This is a genomic window from Giesbergeria giesbergeri (assembly GCF_054779375.1).
Window position 1 is genome coordinate 596,363 of record NZ_BAAGYJ010000001.1, and the last position, 16,390, is coordinate 612,752.

Here is a 16,390-nt window from a genome sequence, read left to right on the forward strand (position 1 = left end):
GTGATTCTGCTACAAATTACAAAAGTTGTAGGCTTTTTTCAGCGGTGGCGGGGCCGTTTTTCAAGCCCCGGTACTGCCCGCACCGTTGTAGATCCAATGGCGCTGCGCCGCAAACACGGCGTTGGGGTAGGGGTCACGGCCTCGGCTGCCGTTATAGCGGCCCAGCGCCAAAAACAGATCGCCCCGTTCACGCTCCAGATAATGGCGCAAAATCACACAACCAAAACGCAAGTTGGTTTGCATGTGGAACAATTTTCCGGGGTCGCCATCGCCAATGACCCGCGTCCAAAAGGGCATCACCTGCATATAGCCGCGCGCCCCCACGCTAGAGATAGCAAATTTGCGAAAGGCGCTCTCTACCTGAATGAGCCCCAACACCAGCGATACATCCAATCCGGCCCGTTTGCTTTCGTACCAAACCGTTTGCAAAAAGTCGCGGCGCACCTCCAAGTCGGGTTTGCGCTTGCGCAGGCGCTCACTCATGGCCGTCATCCAATGCAGGTAGCCCAAACGGGCCTCTGTGGAGGCAAACTCGGGCTCTGGTGGTGCCTGCTGGAGCACGGCAGAACTCAATGCCGTGCGCACGGAATCCATCAAAGGCTCTTCCAATTGGCCCCCAGCATGGGCTAAAGGGGCGGCCCCTAGCCATAAGCCGGGCGCCGCCATCCATGCCCCCAACGATACGAAGCTGGCGCGGCGCGAAACCCCGGCACCAGCATTGCATCGGGCGCTCATACGGCCAGTCGGCCCTTGAGGTGGGCCAAAACATCGGCGGTGGCAATTTTGGTGGCCGCAGCATCGCGGCGATGCTGATACTCCACCAACCCTTCTTTCAGACCCCGGTCACCAATCGTGACGCGGTGCGGCACACCAATCAGCTCCCAGTCGGCAAACATGGCACCTGGGCGCTCGCCACGGTCGTCCAAAATCACGTCAATGCCTTCGGCCAGCAGTTGCGCATACAGGGTTTCTGCGGCTTCTTTGACGGCTGGAAAACGCTCTGGGGTAATAGGGCACAGCACCACAGTAAATGGCGCGATGGCATCGGGCCAAATAATGCCGCGCTCATCGTGGTTTTGCTCAATGGCCGCAGCAGGCAAGCGGGTGATGCCAATGCCATAGCAGCCCATCTCGAAGAAAGCGGGCTTACCATCTTCGGCCAGAAAGCTCGCGTTCATGGCCTTGGAGTATTTGGTGCCCAAATAAAACACATGGCCCACTTCAATGCCGCGTTCAATCGCCAATGCACCTTGACCATCGGGCGATGGGTCTCCAGCCACCACATTGCGCAAGTCCATGACCAGTGCAGGCTCTGGCAGGTCGCGGCCCCAGTTGACACCGCTGGTGTGAAAATCAACCACATTGGCACCGCAAATCCAATCGGCCAATACCGCCACTTCACGGTCTACTACCAGTTGCACTGGCTTTTGCAGCTTCAGTGGCCCCAGATAGCCCGGCTCGCAACCAAAATGTTCGAGGATCTCGGTGGTGGAGGCAAAACGGAAGCCTTGGTCTAGACCGGGCACCTTAGCCACTTTGATTTCGTTCATCTCGTGGTCGCCGCGCAGCAGCAGCAGCCAAACTTGGCTTTTCACGATCTCGCCCTGCTCATTGAGCTGATCCGTAGCCAAAACCATGGATTTGACGGTCTGTTGCAACGGCACGCCCAGCAAGGCGGCCACATCGGCACAGGTGGTTTTGCCGGGGGTGGGCACTTGGGTGAGCGGCTGGCTGGCGGCAGGGCGGGGTTGGCTGGGTGGCAGCGCCTCGGCCTTTTCGATGTTGGCGGCGTAGTCACTGTTTGGGCAATAGACAATGGCGTCTTCGCCAGTGGCGGCAATCACCTGAAATTCTTCACTCAAGTCACCACCAATGGCACCGCTGTCGGCAGCCACGGCACGGTAGGTCAGGCCAAAACGGTCAAAAATGCGCCGGTAGGCGGCGGCCATGACTTGGTAGCTGGCTTTGGCGCTGGCTTGGTCACGGTCAAAGCTGTAGGCATCCTTCATGACAAACTCGCGCCCGCGCATCAAACCAAAGCGGGGGCGACGTTCGTCACGGAACTTGGTTTGGATTTGGTACAGGTTTTTGGGCAACTGCTTGTAGCTGCGCAGCTCTTGGCGAGCGATGTCGGTAACCACCTCTTCGCTGGTGGGCTGAATAACGAAGTCGCGGCCATGCCGGTCGCGAATGCGCATCATCTCTGGCCCCATCTTGTCAAAGCGGCCCGTTTCTTGCCACAACTCGGCGGGTTGCACCACCGGCATGGTCAGCTCTATGGCTCCAGCGCGGTTCATTTCTTCACGCACAATGGCTTCAACTTTGCGCACCACGCGCAGGCCCATAGGCATGTAGTTGTAAATGCCAGCACCCAGCTTTTTGATCATGCCCGCACGGGTCATGAGCTGGTGGCTGACTACTTCAGCATCGGCAGGGGCTTCTTTGAGGGTAGAAATCAGGAACTGGGAGGCTTTCATCGCAATGCGGCTGGCCCATAGGAGAAGCTCCCCTTGTGGCGTGCAGGGGGCCGTGCATAATGGGCTCAGTTTAAAAATTTGGGGTTTGATTATGCTTGACCGGGACGGCTTTCGGCCCAACGTCGGCATCATCCTGCTCAACCAGAGAAACCAGGTGTTCTGGGGCAAACGCATACGTACCCATAGCTGGCAGTTTCCGCAAGGTGGCATTGATCGGGGTGAGACACCCGAACAAGCCATGTTTCGGGAACTCCACGAAGAGGTGGGCTTGCAGCCCAATCATGTGCGCGTGGTTGCCCGCACCCGGGACTGGTTGCGCTACGAGGTGCCTGATAGGTACGTCCGCCGCGATGCACGCGGCCACTACAGAGGCCAAAAACAAATTTGGTACTTGCTGCAACTGATCGGCTACGACTCCGATCTGAATTTGCGGGCCACCAACCATCCGGAATTTGATGCCTGGCGTTGGAACGATTATTGGGTGCCGCTAGACGTGGTAGTGGAGTTTAAAAGGGGCGTCTACAAAATGGCGCTCACAGAGTTGGCACGCTTTTTGCCCCGCCACGAACAACGCAATCGCTATTTGCGTGGTAGCTTTCGTGCCCGCGACCCCGAGCAGGGCAACGGGGGCATGTTGTTGCGCCACGGCCATTTGCTGTTGCACCGTGATATGGAGTTGCCACCGGGTGCCACGTTCGACCCCGACCCTGGCACCAACTTTGTGGCCGAGCCGCAGCAGTCCACCCAGGCTCCGGCGACCATGAAGTGAGGTGGGTTCAGCTGCCTGCCAGCACCAAGTTGTCGCGGTGCACCATTTCGGGTTCTGCGGCATAACCGAGCAGCTGTTCAAACTCTGGCGAGGGCTTACGGCACAGCAAACGTGCTTCGGCGCTGGCATAGTTGGTCAGGCCACGGGCGATTTCTATGCCGGAGGCATCACGAATGGCAATGACATCGCCTCGGGCAAACTCGCCCTCTACCGCCGTCATGCCAATGGGTAGCAGGCTTTTGCCCTCATGGCGCAACTTGGCAGCAGCGCCCTCATCTACCACCACCGCACCACGCAATTGCAGATGGTCGGCCATCCATTGCTTGCGGGCCTGGGTCTTGGCGGTCTGCGCCACCAACAGCGTGCCTATGCTTTCACCTTGGGTCAGGCGCAGCAATACATCCGGCTCACGGCCCCAAGCAATGACGGTCGAGGCACCAGAGCCCGCCGCCCGTTTGGCCGCCAGAATTTTGGTGATCATGCCCCCCTTGCCGATGCTAGAGCCCGCGCCACCGGCCATCGCTTCGAGTGCCGGATCGCCCGCTTGGGCTTCGTGAACGAACTGTGCCGCAGGGTCACGGCGCGGATCAGCGGTATAAAGCCCTTTTTGATCGGTCAGAATGACCAAGGCATCGGCTTCCACCAGATTAGCGACCAAGGCACCCAAAGTATCGTTGTCGCCAAACTTGATCTCATCGTTGACCACGGTATCGTTTTCGTTGATGACCGGCACTACACCCAAGCCCAACAGAGTGAGCAAGGTGGAGCGGGCGTTGAGGTAGCGTTCGCGGTCGGCCAGATCAGCATGGGTGAGCAGCACCTGTGCGCTGCCAATGCCGTTCTCGCGCAGTTTGGTCTCATACATCTGCGCCAGCCCCATTTGACCAACGGCTGCAGCGGCCTGCAGCTCATGGATTTCTTTGGGGCGGGTTGTCCAGCCTAGGCGCTTCATGCCTTCGGCAATGGCACCGCTAGAGACCATGATGACTTCGCGCGGCACACCATCTGCGCCGCCACGCACCAACGCCGCCAATTGGCGGCTCCATTCACCAATAGCCACTTCATCCAGCCCCCGACCTTCGTTGGTGACCAGACTGGAGCCTACCTTGACCACCAGGCGGTGCGCACGGTGCAACACATCCGAAACTTGATTTTGGTTCATCATGGACTGTCACTGTTGCGCGGTAGGCGCAAGCAGCAATGGATCAACAGCAAACGGGACACTGCGCTACAGACATCTACCCTGTGTGCGCAGTACGAGGGGGACAGCTCAGCCAGGTTCAGTACCCGCAAAGCGGGGATCGACCTCGGCAAACCGCGGATCAACTTCCACCACTGGGGCTTGCTCGGCCACTTGTTGCGCTTTGACATGGCGATAAATGGCATGGATCAGGGCTTCACAGCCCTCGCGGGTCAGCGCCGAAATCTCAAACACCGGCCCTTTCCACTTGAATCGCTTGACAAAATCAGCCACTTTGGCCGCGCGCTCCTCCTGCGGCACCATGTCCAGCTTGTTGAGCACCAGCCAGCGCGGCTTGTCGTAGAGGGCTTTATCGTACTTTTTCAGCTCACCCACAATCGCCTTGGCTTGGGCCACCGGATCCACATTGTCATCAAACGGGGCCATGTCAATGATATGCAACAACAACCGGGTGCGTTGCAGATGGCGCAGGAATTGATGCCCCAGCCCAGCCCCCTCAGAAGCACCTTCAATCAGCCCCGGAATATCGGCAATCACAAAACTCTGCTCTGGCCCCACGCGCACCACCCCCAGATTGGGGTGCAATGTGGTGAAAGGGTAATCGGCAATCTTGGGCCGGGCATTGGAGACCGCGGCGATAAATGTGGATTTGCCAGCATTGGGCATCCCCAACAGCCCCACATCGGCCAGCACTTTCAGTTCTAACTTGAGTGCTTTGCGCTCACCAGGCCAGCCCGGTGTTTTTTGCCGGGGTGCCCGGTTGATGGCGCTCTTGAAGCGCAGGTTGCCAAAACCACCATCGCCTCCTTTGGCAATGGTGATGACTTCGCCGGGGTTCAGCAACTCGTACAGCACTTCGCCGGTGTCGGCATCGGTGATGATGGTACCGACGGGCATTTTGAGCGTGATATCGTCGCCCGCAGAACCAAACATGTCGGAGCCCATGCCGTGCTCACCGCGCTTGGCTTCGTAGCGGCGCGAATAGCGAAAATCCACCAGCGTGTTGAGGTTGGGATCAGCCACCGCAAACACATGCCCCCCCCGACCACCGTCGCCACCATTGGGGCCACCGAATTCCTTGTATTTTTCGTGCCGGAACGACACGCAACCATTGCCACCATCACCGGCGGCAATGTCTATGTAGGCTTCGTCAACGAATTTCATCAGGATTCCAGTGTACAAAACAGCGGCTTGTCCGGCGACCCCTGTCAGCCAGAAAGCATAAAGCCCCGGCGGGCGGGGCGCTTGGCATGCAGTGACGCTAGCGGCACTGCGCGCCTGAAAAAGCAAAGCCCCGACCAGTCGGGGCTTGGTGTGCAGTGAGAGCGCGAGGCCTCAGGCTGCTGCAGTCACAGTGACTGTGTGCTTGGACAGTGCGCCCTTGGTCGAAAACGACACATGGCCATCCACCAGTGCAAACAGTGTGTGGTCTTTGCCCAAACCGACATTGGGGCCGGGATGGAACTTGGTGCCACGTTGGCGAACGATGATCGAGCCGGCGCTGATCAATTCACCGCCGAAAGCCTTCACGCCGAGCATTTTGGGCTTGGAATCGCGCCCGTTTCGCGTAGAGCCGCCGCCTTTTTTCTGTGCCATGACTTAGCTCCTTGCTTAAGCAGCAATATCGCCGATTTGCAGTTCGGTGAACTGCTGACGGTGACCTTGGCGTTTTTGATAGTGCTTGCGACGGCGCATCTTGAAGATGTGCACTTTGTCGTGCTTGCCGTGGGCAACTACCGTTGCCTTCACGGTTGCGCCGGACACCAGGGGTGTGCCAACCTTGATTTCAGCGCCGTTGCCAACAGCCAAAACTTGGTCGATCACGATTTCCTGGCCTACGTCCGCAGCAATCTGTTCTACTTTGATTTTTTCGCCGGAAGCAACGCGATACTGCTTGCCGCCGGTTTTTATGACCGCGTACATGTGAACCTCTTGGATTGTGAGTTTCCATGAAAGAATCTTCACGGAACCCATGATTCTATCAGCCCGGTCATATCGTTGCATAGTCCCCGTCGGCTGCCACCAGATCGGCACAGCTTCCTATAATTTCGCCCACCGTTAGCGACCATTACCTTGACAGCTTCAGCCCCCCCACCCTCTGGCACCACCGCCTCTCCGCTTGCTCTCATTCAGGATGACATGCGTGCGGTCGATCAGGTCATTGCCGACCGTCTCGCCTCTGGCGTCCCTCTAGTGGGCCAGATTTCACATTACATCATTGCTGCGGGTGGCAAGCGCCTGCGCCCTGCTCTGCTGCTGATGGTCAGTGGTGCCCTGGGTTACGCGCAGGCGCACCGCTTCTCGCTGGCAGCGGTAGTGGAATTCATCCATACAGCCACTTTGCTACACGACGATGTGGTGGACGACTCCACCCTGCGCCGGGGTCGCCCCACGGCCAACGAAACTTTTGGCAACCCGGCCAGTGTGTTGGTGGGCGACTTTCTGTATTCCCGCGCCTTCCAGATGATGGTGGAAGTGGGCCAGATGCGCATCATGGAGATTTTGGCTGAGGCCACCAACATCATCTCCGAAGGGGAGGTGCTGCAACTGATGAACATGCACGATGCCTCGCTCAGTGCCGAGGGCTATCTGCTGGTGATCCGCTCTAAAACGGCCAAGCTGTTTGAGGCCAGTGCACGCTTGGCAGCCGTGCTGGCGGGTAGCTCTGCAGAGGTAGAACAGGCCTGTGCCACCTATGGTCAGGCACTGGGCACGGCTTTCCAAATCATTGACGATGTGCTGGACTACGATGGTGACCCCGCCGAATTGGGCAAAAATCTGGGTGATGACCTGCGCGAAGGCAAGGCCACACTACCGCTGATTATTGCCATGCAACAAGGCACGCCAGAGCAGGCGGCCATCGTGCGCCACGCCATTGAAAATGGCAGTGCCGATAGGCTAGAGCAGATTGTGACCATCGTGCGAGAAACCGGTGCTTTGTTGGCTGCCCGCGATGCGGCCGCAGCCGAAGCGCAACGGGCGATGACGGCCTTGACACAGCTGCCAACCAATGATTATTCGGCCTGTTTGCTACAATTGGCGGCTCAGCTTTTGGAGCGCCGGGCCTGACTTTTCAGCGCGATGGTGCCATGCAAGCAGCAAAACATCGGGGTGTAGCTTAGCCTGGTAGAGCGCTACGTTCGGGACGTAGAGGCCGGAGGTTCGAATCCTCTCACCCCGACCACCAAATAAAACAAGACCCGCCAACTCAGACCAGTTGGCGGGTTTTTTGTTGGTGCCTAGGAATGGCTACCATGTCTGCCAGCGCAATGCACCAGCCGTTGAAGACGATCACCTCCACACAGACCATCCCAACCATGATCCCCTTGCAATTGTTTGATCCTGCCTCCAGCACCTACACCTATGTGTTGCACGACCCGGCCACGCGTGAGGCGCTGATTATTGACCCAGTGGATACGCAACTGCAACGCGATCTGGATGTGCTGCAAACTTATGGCTTAACGCTACGCTGGATTGTGGAAACCCATGCCCATGCTGACCATATCACCAGTGCCCGACTGCTGGCTGAGCACACTGGCGCACGCACTGCAACACCGGCCGCTTGCGGCATTGGCACAGCAATGGTGCAGTTGCAGCACCATGACAACCTCCACTTTGGCAATGAAGTGCTGCATGCCTTGCACACGCCTGGTCACACCGCAGGCAGCATGTCTTATCAGTGGCACGACCATGTCTTTACCGGCGACACCTTGCTGATCAACGGCTGCGGGCGCACCGACTTTCAGTCCGGCGATGCACATGCGCTCTACCACAGCATTACCCAGCAGCTGTTTTGCCTGCCCGATGACACCACCGTTTGGCCTGGTCACGATTACCAAGGGCGCAGCCATTCCAGTATCGGTGCCGAGAAAAAGAACAATGTCCGCCTAGCAGGGCGCAGCGAGGCCGATTTTGTGGCCTTGATGCATACGCTGCACTTGCCTCGCCCCCAGCGCATGGACGAGGCCGTGCCTGCCAATTTGCAATCGGGGTTGCGCCACGATGCTCACCCTGCGACAGGGCAAGCGCCACTGGCCGCCGATGGCTATGCCGGTGACATCTCCCCCTTGCTGGCTTGGCAGTGGATGCAAGAGGGAGAGGCTGTGCTGGTGGACGTGCGCACCGATGCCGAACGCGCCTGGGTGGGCGAAGTGCCCGGCGCAGCAGCTGTGGCTTGGAAGCAATGGCCCGGCATGACCATGAACCCCGATTTTGATGCCCAGCTACACGCTGCTGTGCCTGCGGGCCAGAAGGTGCTACTGCTATGCCGCAGCGGTGTGCGCTCAGTGGCTGCAGCGCGGCGGGCCACTGAACTGGGGCTGGTGGCCTACAACATTCTGGAGGGTTTTGAAGGCGATCCAGACCAGCATGCCCACCGCGGCCTCAAGGGGGGCTGGCGCTTTCATGGCCTGCCTTGGCGCCAAGGCTGAGCAGCCATCACAGCCCACGCCCCATCACAGTGGCGGAATGCGCAGCTTCTGGCCCGGATAAATTTTGTCTGGGTGGCTAAGCATGGGCTGGTTGGCTTCAAAAATTTTGGGGTACTTGTTGGCATCGCCATAAAACTTTTTGGCAATAGCCGACAAGGTATCGCCACGCACCACATCATGGAACTGGGCTTGGGCCTCTGGGCTAGCCACGTTCATCAGGTTCTCAACCTGGGTAACGCTAGAGACATTGCCGCAGCACAAGGTGACTTTCTCTTTGGCTGCTTGGGTAGGTGCCTGCCCTTGCACGGTGACAAGACCTTGCACACCATCGTAGCTCACCTGCACATCGGTCACGCCCAAGTTTTGCGTAGCGATATAAGCAGTAATCGCTTGCGCTGCCTTGGCATTGCGCTCTTCTTGGGAGGACGGTGTGGCTGCTGCTGCCTCCTTGCCGCCAAACAGCTTTTCGCCGGCATCTTGGATAAAACTGAAAAGGCCCATGTGCTCTCTCCTGTGGTGGCTGGATCAGAAGCTTGCACTGTAGCGCCAAACCAGCGCCTTCGGCACAGTAAAAAGATGTGTCAACAAAACTCGGGATAATGCGCCGCATGACTTTCCTGGCCATTGACATCGGCAATACCCGCCTCAAATGGGCGCTGTACGAGGCTCCCTGCCCAGGGGCGGCGCTGTTAGCGCAAGGTGCAGAGTTTCTTGACCATGTAGACCGATTGGCCGAAGGCGGGTGGGCACAATTGCCAGCCCCCACACGCATGTTGGGCTGTGTGGTGGCCGGCGACGCCATCAAGCGCCGTGTTGAAGAGCAGATGGAGATATGGGACGTATCGGCCCAGTGGGTGGTAGCCTCCGCACAAGAGGCTGGACTCATCAACGGCTACGATCATCCTGCACGTTTAGGCTGTGATCGTTGGATTGCCATGATTGGCGCGCGCCAGCGGCTGCTGGCCCACGGCCCCAAACGCCCATTGGTGGTGGTGATGGTGGGCACTGCCGTGACGGTGGAGGCCATTGATGCCGAAGGGCATTTTTTGGGGGGGTTCATCCTGCCAGGACACGGCATCATGCTGCGGGCGCTAGAGTCGGGCACAGCAGGGCTGCATGTGCCCACAGGTGAAGTGTGCATGTTTCCTACCAATACCAGTGATGCCCTGACCAGTGGCGGCACTTTTGCCATTGCCGGGGCGGTGGAGCGGATGGTGCAGCATGTGATTCAGCACTGTGGGGCAGAACCGGCCTGCATGATGACCGGGGGAGCGGGCTGGAAGATGGCCCCCAGCATGGGCCGCCCGTTTGAACTGGTCGATAACCTGATCTTTGATGGCTTGCTGGAAATAGCCACCCGCCGCTTTGTCCGTGGTGAGAGTGGCCTCGCGCTCTTCTGACTCAAGACTTGCTTGCCATCGCTACCCAATCGCCATACTCTTCGGTAGCCAATTCTGTTTGGGCCATTTCGGTGGCGAGATATTGCGCCGCATCCAACGGCGTGCTGCGCGCGGCCTGCTCATAAAGGGCAGTGGCCTCGGCCATGCGGGCGCTACCCTCCAGCATGATCAGGGCATCGGCATACTCGGTTCGGGCCAAGGCCGATTCTGGTTGCAACTGCAAGGTTTCTTGGAACAGGCGCAAAGCCACGTCTTTTTTGGCACCATAAGTCATGCCACCAATTAATGGCCCCACCTTGTCGATGACTTCAGCATGGAAAACGCCTAGAACCATGCGGGCATCGGCGTGTGCAGGTGCCAATGCAATGGCCCGCTCCAATGAGTGTTTGACCTTGTTGCCCACTCCTTGGGCCAGCGCCTTGGCCACACTGATGCCTTGGCTGTAGTGTTGCAGTGCGTAGCCGTGACAGTACCAAGCATTGGGGTTGTCGGGCTGGCTTTGTATCTGTATTTGGGCGCGTTCAGCCACTTCCAAAAACAGCTCTTGGCGGGTACGCTCGCGCTTTTCTAGGTAACGGGCGTGGATGATGGTGGACAGGTTAGCCACCGTGATACCCGCAAAAGTACCGGCGGCCAGTCCTGCCTCCATGGCCTGCTGAAAGTGACCGTTGTGAAACAGTACCCAAGCTGCCAGCACTGGGGCGTCTGATGGCAGCGGCTCTGCATCCCCACGGTGGAGATTCAGCCACTGGGCAGCCAAACCCGCACTATCGTACTGATAGCGGTGGGGGTAAGGAAAGAGAGTCCATCTCGCCATGGGCGAATCTCCTGTGCAAGACACGGTAGGATCAATAGGGGCGCAGGCGTAGAGAGTCACAAAACTGGGGCAAGAAATGCAGTCACCCTCACTCTATCGAGCTAACCGAGCAATTGCACGCTGCAATGCAACATCCACCCACCGCAGCACTGCGGTCAGGCGCACACTTGGCCGTTGACAAAGACCTTCAATTCTCCAGAACGAAAAGGGTGCCAAATTTCGTTGTTGGTCAATGGTGCCGTCACGATCACGGCCACCCGGTCGGTTGGGGCGGTCTGGGTAGAGAAGTCCACGCGCATGTCTTCATCGGCCAATTGCGCCTCGGCAAATGGGTGCTGGCGTTCAATGTAGTAGAGCTGGGTAGACGCATGGGCCCACAGTGCCTGACCGTTGGAGAGCAAAAAATTGAAGGTGCCATGCGGAGCAATGCGTGCGGCCAGCTCACGCAGGGTGAGGGTCAGTTCGGCCACACTGGGCACATCGGCATGGGATTTGGCCAGCTCCTGCATGATCCAGCAAAAAGCATGTTCGCTGTCGGTGGCACCTACGGGATGAAAATGGCTGTGCAAGCGGGGACGAAAGTCTTTCAAATCGCCGTTGTGTGCAAAGACCCAATAGCGCCCCCACAGTTCACGCACAAAGGGATGGCAATTTTCTAAGCTCACCACGCCTTGAGTGGCCTTGCGGATATGGGCAATGACGTTACGGCTCTGAATGGGATAGCGGCGAATCAAGTCGGCAATGGGTGAGTCAACTGCCCGTTGGTGGTCCACAAAATGGCGCACGCCCTTGTCTTCAAAAAAGGCAATGCCCCACCCATCGCAATGATCCCCCGTGTGTCCAGCCCGCTGGGCAAAGCCAGTAAAGCTGAAGGTGACATCGGTAGGGGTGTTGCTGTTCATTCCAAGCAATTGACACATGGCTAGGCTTTCGCGATGGGACAGGAGGGGGTTTCAGGGAGCAGGCGGCGTCACAGGCGCAGAGTGTGGCACGCGCAACTGCCAAGCGGCCACCAAGGCCAACAGGCACAGAGCACCCAACATCAGAAAGGCCTCGCCAAAAGCTGCCATGCGTTGGGCACCTGCGACTGGGGCATGCAGTGAGGTGCCGTGGGCGGCCAACCTCCACTCCAGCACAATGCCACACAAGCCCACACCTGCCGCACCCCCCAGAGTGCGCAAAAAGCTGATGGCGCTAGAGCCTTGCGAGATCAAGGTTTTGTCTAGTGGTCGCATCGCACCCAAGTTGAGCGAGGGCAGCACAAAGCCCAGCCCAATGCGTCCGACGATGGTAAAGAGCACCAAGACCCAGAGCGTGGCATCTTGGCGCACCCAGACCATCAAGATAAAGGATACGGCCATCAGGGCCAGACCGATCATCACCAAGCGGTGGGTAGGCTGGCGATCGGCCATGCGCCCCACCACGGGAATAGTGATAGCCAACACCAGCCCGGCGGGCAGCATGATAGTGCCCACATGGGAGGCCGATAGGCCCAAACCCACCTGCATGAATACCGGCAGCAGATAGGTGGAGCCAAATAATGCCGTGCCATAGATAAAAGCGACTACGCTGCCCATCGCAAATGGGCGGTACGCAAAGATGCGTAGATCCATCAAGGGTTGCGCGCCGCTGGCGGTCTGGCGTTGCTGCCACCAAACAAAGGCCAGCACTGCCACCAAGGCCGCCCCCAACAGGATGGCAGATTGGGCAGCGGGGCCGCTGTGCAGCGTCACCAATCCATTGAGCAGGCAGAGCGTGCCAATAGCCCCCAGCAACAATCCCCGCCAGTCCAGAGCTGCCGTGTGACGCCCGGCCTGTGTGCCGCCAGGGCCGGTCACCGGCACAAAGCGGTAGGCCAGCCACAACGATGCCACACACAACGGTACCACCATGAAAAAAATGGAGCGCCAGCCCCACCAATCCACCAACAGGCCACCCACGCTCGGCCCCAATGCCGGTGCCAAGACAACGCCCATACCAAAGATGCCACTGGCTCGCCCCTGCTCATGGGGCTGGAAGGCATGAAGAATGATGACGGCTGGAATAGGTTGCACAACGCCCGCAGCCAACCCCTCGGCCACACGGGCCAACAAGACCCAATCGAACTGGTGGGTGCTTCCTCCCACAAGCCCACCGATCAGCAACAGCAACATGGCTCCAGCATAGGTGGTGCGATAGCCGTAGCGGGTCAGCAACCAAGGGGTGGTGAGCATGGCCACGGCCGTAGCCATCATGAACCCCGAAGACACCCACTGTGCCCTCTCTTGCCCCAAGGCAAAGTGCTGACTCATGCCAGGGATGGCTACATTGACCACCGTAGAGGACATGATGGAAGCCATCGTGCCCACCATCACCGACAACAGCAGCAACCAGCGGTAATTCTCGCCGTACCGGGCTTTGAGTGCGGCAACCGAGTCCGGGCCACTCATGGGCGGGGGATATCTGTGCCTTGTGCGCAGGCAGGGCAAATGCAACGCTGACCACGCTCTTGCTCTGGCAATACGGCCAATGCCAGTAGGCTCATGGGGGTGGTCATGCACCAGCAGGTTTGTGGCGGCTTCCCCAATGCCACGGCGCATTGGTTAGGACGTCCACACAGGGGACAAGAGGCTGTCCAAGAAAGGTTGTCAATCGGGGCGTTTGGATTCATGGTGAAGGCGCTCACTCTTGCTCGGACTGGCGCAATGCCAGGGCGCGGTCATACAGGGCATTGCGCGGGGCACCCGTGATTTGGGCCGCCAAACGCACTGCGGTTTTGAGTGGCAACTCGGGCAGCAGCAGCTCAAGCACGCGCTGGCTCTCATCTGCCCCGTCCACCACCCACACCGGATGCAGTAGCACCACAAACTCGCCCTTGGCACGTTGTGTATCTCCTTGCAACCAAGCCAGCAGTTGCTGTGCGGGCTGTGTGGTGATTTCTTCAAACTGCTTACTGATTTCACGCGCCAACGTGACGGGACGCTCGCCCAACACGGCCAACGCCTGGGCCAGATCGGTAATGCGGTGGGGCGCTTCGAGCAACACCACGCAGCGTGTCTCTGATGCCAAACGCTGCACGCAGGCGGCACGCTCGGCATTTTTGACAGGCAAAAAACCGGCAAAAACAAAGCCAGTATCGACCCCAGCAGGGGCTACCGCCCCCGCCACGCTCAATGCAGACGTCACGCTGCTAGCCCCCGGCAAGGGCATGGCCCGCAGTCCCGCAGCCCGCACGGTAGCCACCAGACGGGCACCCGGATCACTGACCCCCGGCGTGCCCGCATCACTGACATAGGCCACCCGTTGCCCTGCCTGCAAACGGGCCAATACCGTCTGCGCTGCCTCTGCCTCGTTGTGCTGGTGCAAAGCCAACATTTGTGCGCCGCTCTTGTCAATCCCATAGGCCCGTAGCAGACCGTGGGTGTGGCGTGTGTCTTCACAGGCCAAGGTATCGGCCAACTGCAACACATGCAAAGCGCGCAAGGTGATGTCAGCCAAGTTGCCAATCGGCGTAGCCACCACATACAAGGCGCCTTGGGGATAATGCTGCGCAGCCGCCGCATCGCGGGCGGCTCCCAGGGCTGAAGCAAAAGATGCGCTCAATGGAATTCCTCGGTAAAAAAGCAGCCAGTGCCTCTGCGGCATCTGCCACCACACAGCAAAAAGGCCAAGCCGCTGAAGAGCGGGCCTTGGCACATTTGCAAGCGGCAGGCTTGCGTCTGTTGGTACGCAATTATCGAACGCCCGGACGTGGTGGTGGTGAGATTGACCTGATTGTGCGTGACCAAGACGGTACCGTTGTCTTTGTGGAGGTGCGCAGCCGCAGCCGCAGCGATTTTGGCAGTGCCGGGGCCAGTATCCATGCTGCCAAGCAGCGGCGCATCATTTTTGCGGCACGCCATTACCTGATGCGCTTGCCAACACCGCCTGCATGCCGCTTTGATGCTGTACTGATAGAAGGCGACACCCTAGAGTGGCTACAAGCCGCATTTGATGCCCAGTAAGCCCCAATACCCGTGCAGCCTTCTGCATTTGCTAGCAAATCGATAACACGATACAGGTATCATCGCCGCCATGCTAGAGCAACGCATCCAACAGCACTTCATCGACAGTGCCGATTTGCAATACCAGACCGCACAAGACCTGGGCAAGCCGATTGCCGATGCTGTACAGGCTATGCTTGCCTGCATCACAGGAGGCGGCAAAATTCTGGCCTGTGGCAGTGGCCCTTCGGTAGGCCACGCCTTGCAGTTCGTGGCATTTTGTCTGGCTGGTTTTGAACGCGAGCGCCCCGAATTTGCCGCACTCGCACTCTCTTCTGACAGCGCCTTGCTTGGCACCACGCAGCAACCCTTTGCTCGCCAAGTACGGGCGTTGGGACAAGCCGGAGACCTGCTGCTGGCCTTGTGTGTAGATGGCAACGATGCCGGGGTATTGGCCGCCGTAGAAGCCGCCCATGAACGTGATATGAGCATCGTGGCCCTGAGTGGCCGCAGCGCAGGACGCTTGGCCTCGGTGTTGCGCGAGACCGATGTGCTCTTGTGCGTACCCCATGACCGCGCAGCACGGGTGCTGGAAGTCCACACCCTCATCATCCATTGCCTGTGCGATGGGGTAGATGCGCAATTGTTTGGTGAACAGGAAGAAAGCTGATGCAAAAATTTTCTATCCACCGTGTTTTGCCCCTGGTGCTAGCGGCCAGCACTTTGGGCACGGCCTTGGTGGGATGTGCTCCAGTGGTGTTGGGTGGCGTAGCCCTGGGTGGCATTGTGGCCGCAGACCGCCGCACCACAGGCACCCAAGTCGAGGACGAAGGCATTGAGCTGCATGCCGTCAATCTGCTGCACGGCCAATACGGTGACCGCATTCATGTCAATATCACCAGCTACAACCGTCAGGTGCTGCTGACTGGCGAGGTGCCCACCGCCGCCGATCGCCAACGGGTGCAAGAACTGATTCGCAGTCTGGAAAACGTGCGCTCGGTCGTCAATGAGGTGGCGGCCATGCCTTCCACAACTTTGGCCCAGCGTTCCAATGACACCTTCATCACGGGCAAGGTGCGCGCCAGTTTGGTAGATGCCAAAGACCTCACGGCCAACGCCTTTAAAGTCGTGACAGAGCGCGGCGTGGTCTACCTGCTTGGGCGTGTTACCCAACGCGAGGCCCAACGGGCCGCCGCCCTGGCCAGCGGCGTCACTGGTGTGGTGAAAGTAGTGCGGATGTTTGAATACCTGAGCGAAGATGAGCTGTCGCGCATGAGCATCACCCGCCCAGACACCACCGGCAGCGGCAACAGCAGCCCACGTTGAGCTGCGTT

Annotated in this window: 19 protein-coding genes, 1 tRNA gene and 1 pseudogene; 9 read left to right on the top strand and 12 right to left on the bottom strand. The window is 58.9% G+C overall.

Going from position 1 to position 16,390, the window contains the following annotated elements:
* Positions 1-60: 60 nt before the first annotated feature.
* Both ACYVB2_RS02715 and ACYVB2_RS02720 read right to left on the bottom strand, forming a co-directional pair.
* Positions 61-735, bottom strand: a complete 675-nt coding sequence (locus ACYVB2_RS02715; RefSeq protein ID WP_382429268.1) for a lytic transglycosylase domain-containing protein — start codon at positions 733-735, stop codon at positions 61-63.
* Positions 732-2,477 (bottom strand): proline--tRNA ligase, encoded by a 1,746-nt coding sequence (locus tag ACYVB2_RS02720; RefSeq protein WP_382429266.1) that lies wholly within the window; start codon positions 2,475-2,477, stop codon positions 732-734. Before ACYVB2_RS02720 ends, ACYVB2_RS02715 begins: the two co-directional genes overlap by 4 nt.
* A gap of 91 nt (positions 2,478-2,568) precedes the next feature.
* On the opposite strand from ACYVB2_RS02720, the gene ACYVB2_RS02725 reads away from it, so the two are divergent.
* The gene (locus ACYVB2_RS02725; RefSeq protein WP_382429264.1) at positions 2,569-3,246 is read left to right on the top strand and encodes an RNA pyrophosphohydrolase; all 678 of its coding nucleotides are present in this window, start codon (positions 2,569-2,571) and stop codon (positions 3,244-3,246) included.
* A gap of 7 nt (positions 3,247-3,253) precedes the next feature.
* Here ACYVB2_RS02725 and proB read toward each other — a convergent pair whose 3' ends face one another.
* The 4 genes from proB to rplU all read right to left on the bottom strand — a co-directional run bounded on the left by proB (position 3,254) and on the right by rplU (position 6,370).
* Positions 3,254-4,408: a glutamate 5-kinase gene (gene proB / locus ACYVB2_RS02730; protein WP_382429262.1), complete on the bottom strand. Its 1,155-nt coding sequence runs from the start codon at positions 4,406-4,408 to the stop codon at positions 3,254-3,256.
* A gap of 108 nt (positions 4,409-4,516) precedes the next feature.
* Positions 4,517-5,611 (bottom strand): Obg family GTPase CgtA, encoded by a 1,095-nt coding sequence (gene cgtA / locus ACYVB2_RS02735; protein ID WP_382429260.1) that lies wholly within the window; start codon positions 5,609-5,611, stop codon positions 4,517-4,519.
* A 171-nt stretch (positions 5,612-5,782) separates the two neighbouring features.
* On the bottom strand, positions 5,783-6,043 hold the full coding sequence (gene rpmA, locus ACYVB2_RS02740) for a 50S ribosomal protein L27 (protein WP_091459058.1): 261 nt from the start codon (positions 6,041-6,043) through the stop codon (positions 5,783-5,785).
* Between the two features lie 15 nt (positions 6,044-6,058).
* Positions 6,059-6,370: a 50S ribosomal protein L21 gene (rplU, locus tag ACYVB2_RS02745; RefSeq protein WP_091459059.1), complete on the bottom strand. Its 312-nt coding sequence runs from the start codon at positions 6,368-6,370 to the stop codon at positions 6,059-6,061.
* Between the two features lie 216 nt (positions 6,371-6,586).
* Between rplU and ACYVB2_RS02750 the strand changes: the two genes are divergently transcribed.
* From ACYVB2_RS02750 to ACYVB2_RS02765, 4 genes and pseudogenes are all read left to right on the top strand, one after another.
* Positions 6,587-7,516 carry a polyprenyl synthetase family protein gene (locus tag ACYVB2_RS02750; protein ID WP_382429257.1) on the top strand — a complete coding sequence of 310 codons (930 nt, stop codon included), beginning with the start codon at positions 6,587-6,589 and terminating at the stop codon, positions 7,514-7,516.
* A 38-nt stretch (positions 7,517-7,554) separates the two neighbouring features.
* Positions 7,555-7,631: transfer RNA gene (locus ACYVB2_RS02755), tRNA-Pro, on the top strand.
* Positions 7,632-7,764: 133 nt separating this feature from the next.
* A pseudogene (locus ACYVB2_RS02760) lies at positions 7,765-8,265 on the top strand (MBL fold metallo-hydrolase); the annotation flags it as partial.
* 267 nt (positions 8,266-8,532) lie between these two features.
* Positions 8,533-8,877 (top strand): rhodanese-like domain-containing protein, encoded by a 345-nt coding sequence (locus ACYVB2_RS02765; RefSeq protein ID WP_382429779.1) that lies wholly within the window; start codon positions 8,533-8,535, stop codon positions 8,875-8,877.
* Between the two features lie 24 nt (positions 8,878-8,901).
* On the opposite strand, the gene lysM is transcribed toward ACYVB2_RS02765, so the two are convergent.
* Positions 8,902-9,378, bottom strand: a complete 477-nt coding sequence (lysM, locus tag ACYVB2_RS02770) for a peptidoglycan-binding protein LysM (RefSeq protein WP_382429255.1) — start codon at positions 9,376-9,378, stop codon at positions 8,902-8,904.
* Positions 9,379-9,485: 107 nt separating this feature from the next.
* Between lysM and ACYVB2_RS02775 the strand changes: the two genes are divergently transcribed.
* Entirely contained in the window at positions 9,486-10,277 is a 792-nt protein-coding gene (locus tag ACYVB2_RS02775) for a type III pantothenate kinase (RefSeq protein ID WP_382429253.1), read from the top strand.
* Position 10,278: 1 nt separating this feature from the next.
* On the opposite strand, the gene ACYVB2_RS02780 is transcribed toward ACYVB2_RS02775, so the two are convergent.
* The 5 genes from ACYVB2_RS02780 to rsmI all read right to left on the bottom strand — a co-directional run bounded on the left by ACYVB2_RS02780 (position 10,279) and on the right by rsmI (position 14,676).
* Positions 10,279-11,094 (bottom strand): tetratricopeptide repeat protein, encoded by an 816-nt coding sequence (locus ACYVB2_RS02780; RefSeq protein ID WP_382429251.1) that lies wholly within the window; start codon positions 11,092-11,094, stop codon positions 10,279-10,281.
* Positions 11,095-11,249: 155 nt separating this feature from the next.
* Entirely contained in the window at positions 11,250-12,014 is a 765-nt protein-coding gene (locus ACYVB2_RS02785; protein ID WP_382429249.1) for a class II glutamine amidotransferase, read from the bottom strand.
* 33 nt (positions 12,015-12,047) lie between these two features.
* On the bottom strand, positions 12,048-13,523 hold the full coding sequence (locus ACYVB2_RS02790; protein ID WP_382429247.1) for a DHA2 family efflux MFS transporter permease subunit: 1,476 nt from the start codon (positions 13,521-13,523) through the stop codon (positions 12,048-12,050).
* Positions 13,520-13,744, bottom strand: a complete 225-nt coding sequence (locus ACYVB2_RS02795) for a cysteine-rich CWC family protein (protein WP_382429245.1) — start codon at positions 13,742-13,744, stop codon at positions 13,520-13,522. The genes ACYVB2_RS02790 and ACYVB2_RS02795 overlap by 4 nt, the downstream gene beginning before the upstream one ends.
* Before the next feature lie 11 nt (positions 13,745-13,755).
* Complete coding sequence (gene rsmI, locus ACYVB2_RS02800; protein ID WP_382429243.1) at positions 13,756-14,676, bottom strand: 16S rRNA (cytidine(1402)-2'-O)-methyltransferase; 921 nt, start codon at positions 14,674-14,676, stop codon at positions 13,756-13,758.
* On the opposite strand from rsmI, the gene ACYVB2_RS02805 reads away from it, so the two are divergent.
* The 3 genes from ACYVB2_RS02805 to ACYVB2_RS02815 all read left to right on the top strand — a co-directional run bounded on the left by ACYVB2_RS02805 (position 14,676) and on the right by ACYVB2_RS02815 (position 16,382).
* Positions 14,676-15,077: a YraN family protein gene (locus ACYVB2_RS02805; RefSeq protein WP_382429241.1), complete on the top strand. Its 402-nt coding sequence runs from the start codon at positions 14,676-14,678 to the stop codon at positions 15,075-15,077. The two genes, rsmI and ACYVB2_RS02805, sit on opposite strands and share 1 nt — an antisense overlap.
* Before the next feature lie 70 nt (positions 15,078-15,147).
* Positions 15,148-15,726 carry an SIS domain-containing protein gene (locus tag ACYVB2_RS02810; protein WP_382429239.1) on the top strand — a complete coding sequence of 193 codons (579 nt, stop codon included), beginning with the start codon at positions 15,148-15,150 and terminating at the stop codon, positions 15,724-15,726.
* Positions 15,726-16,382: a BON domain-containing protein gene (locus ACYVB2_RS02815; RefSeq protein ID WP_382429237.1), complete on the top strand. Its 657-nt coding sequence runs from the start codon at positions 15,726-15,728 to the stop codon at positions 16,380-16,382. Before ACYVB2_RS02810 ends, ACYVB2_RS02815 begins: the two co-directional genes overlap by 1 nt.
* Positions 16,383-16,390 lie beyond the last annotated feature (8 nt).

What these genes read in the sequence shown, in the direction of transcription:
- ACYVB2_RS02720 (WP_382429266.1), bottom strand. Translation starts at nt 2,477, where the DNA reads ATGAAAGCCTCCCAGTTCCTGATTTCTACCCTCAAAGAAGCCCCTGCC.
- lysM (WP_382429255.1), bottom strand. Translation starts at nt 9,378, where the DNA reads ATGGGCCTTTTCAGTTTTATCCAAGATGCCGGCGAAAAGCTGTTTGGC.
- ACYVB2_RS02750 (WP_382429257.1), top strand. Translation starts at nt 6,587, where the DNA reads ATGCGTGCGGTCGATCAGGTCATTGCCGACCGTCTCGCCTCTGGCGTC.
- ACYVB2_RS02725 (WP_382429264.1), top strand. Translation starts at nt 2,569, where the DNA reads ATGCTTGACCGGGACGGCTTTCGGCCCAACGTCGGCATCATCCTGCTC.
- proB (WP_382429262.1), bottom strand. Translation starts at nt 4,408, where the DNA reads ATGAACCAAAATCAAGTTTCGGATGTGTTGCACCGTGCGCACCGCCTG.
- ACYVB2_RS02810 (WP_382429239.1), top strand. Translation starts at nt 15,148, where the DNA reads ATGCTAGAGCAACGCATCCAACAGCACTTCATCGACAGTGCCGATTTG.
- ACYVB2_RS02775 (WP_382429253.1), top strand. Translation starts at nt 9,486, where the DNA reads ATGACTTTCCTGGCCATTGACATCGGCAATACCCGCCTCAAATGGGCG.
- ACYVB2_RS02795 (WP_382429245.1), bottom strand. Translation starts at nt 13,744, where the DNA reads ATGAATCCAAACGCCCCGATTGACAACCTTTCTTGGACAGCCTCTTGT.
- ACYVB2_RS02715 (WP_382429268.1), bottom strand. Translation starts at nt 735, where the DNA reads ATGAGCGCCCGATGCAATGCTGGTGCCGGGGTTTCGCGCCGCGCCAGC.
- cgtA (WP_382429260.1), bottom strand. Translation starts at nt 5,611, where the DNA reads ATGAAATTCGTTGACGAAGCCTACATAGACATTGCCGCCGGTGATGGT.
- rplU (WP_091459059.1), bottom strand. Translation starts at nt 6,370, where the DNA reads ATGTACGCGGTCATAAAAACCGGCGGCAAGCAGTATCGCGTTGCTTCC.
- ACYVB2_RS02815 (WP_382429237.1), top strand. Translation starts at nt 15,726, where the DNA reads ATGCAAAAATTTTCTATCCACCGTGTTTTGCCCCTGGTGCTAGCGGCC.
- ACYVB2_RS02790 (WP_382429247.1), bottom strand. Translation starts at nt 13,523, where the DNA reads ATGAGTGGCCCGGACTCGGTTGCCGCACTCAAAGCCCGGTACGGCGAG.
- ACYVB2_RS02765 (WP_382429779.1), top strand. Translation starts at nt 8,533, where the DNA reads ATGCAAGAGGGAGAGGCTGTGCTGGTGGACGTGCGCACCGATGCCGAA.
- ACYVB2_RS02785 (WP_382429249.1), bottom strand. Translation starts at nt 12,014, where the DNA reads ATGTGTCAATTGCTTGGAATGAACAGCAACACCCCTACCGATGTCACC.
- ACYVB2_RS02805 (WP_382429241.1), top strand. Translation starts at nt 14,676, where the DNA reads ATGGAATTCCTCGGTAAAAAAGCAGCCAGTGCCTCTGCGGCATCTGCC.
- ACYVB2_RS02780 (WP_382429251.1), bottom strand. Translation starts at nt 11,094, where the DNA reads ATGGCGAGATGGACTCTCTTTCCTTACCCCCACCGCTATCAGTACGAT.
- rpmA (WP_091459058.1), bottom strand. Translation starts at nt 6,043, where the DNA reads ATGGCACAGAAAAAAGGCGGCGGCTCTACGCGAAACGGGCGCGATTCC.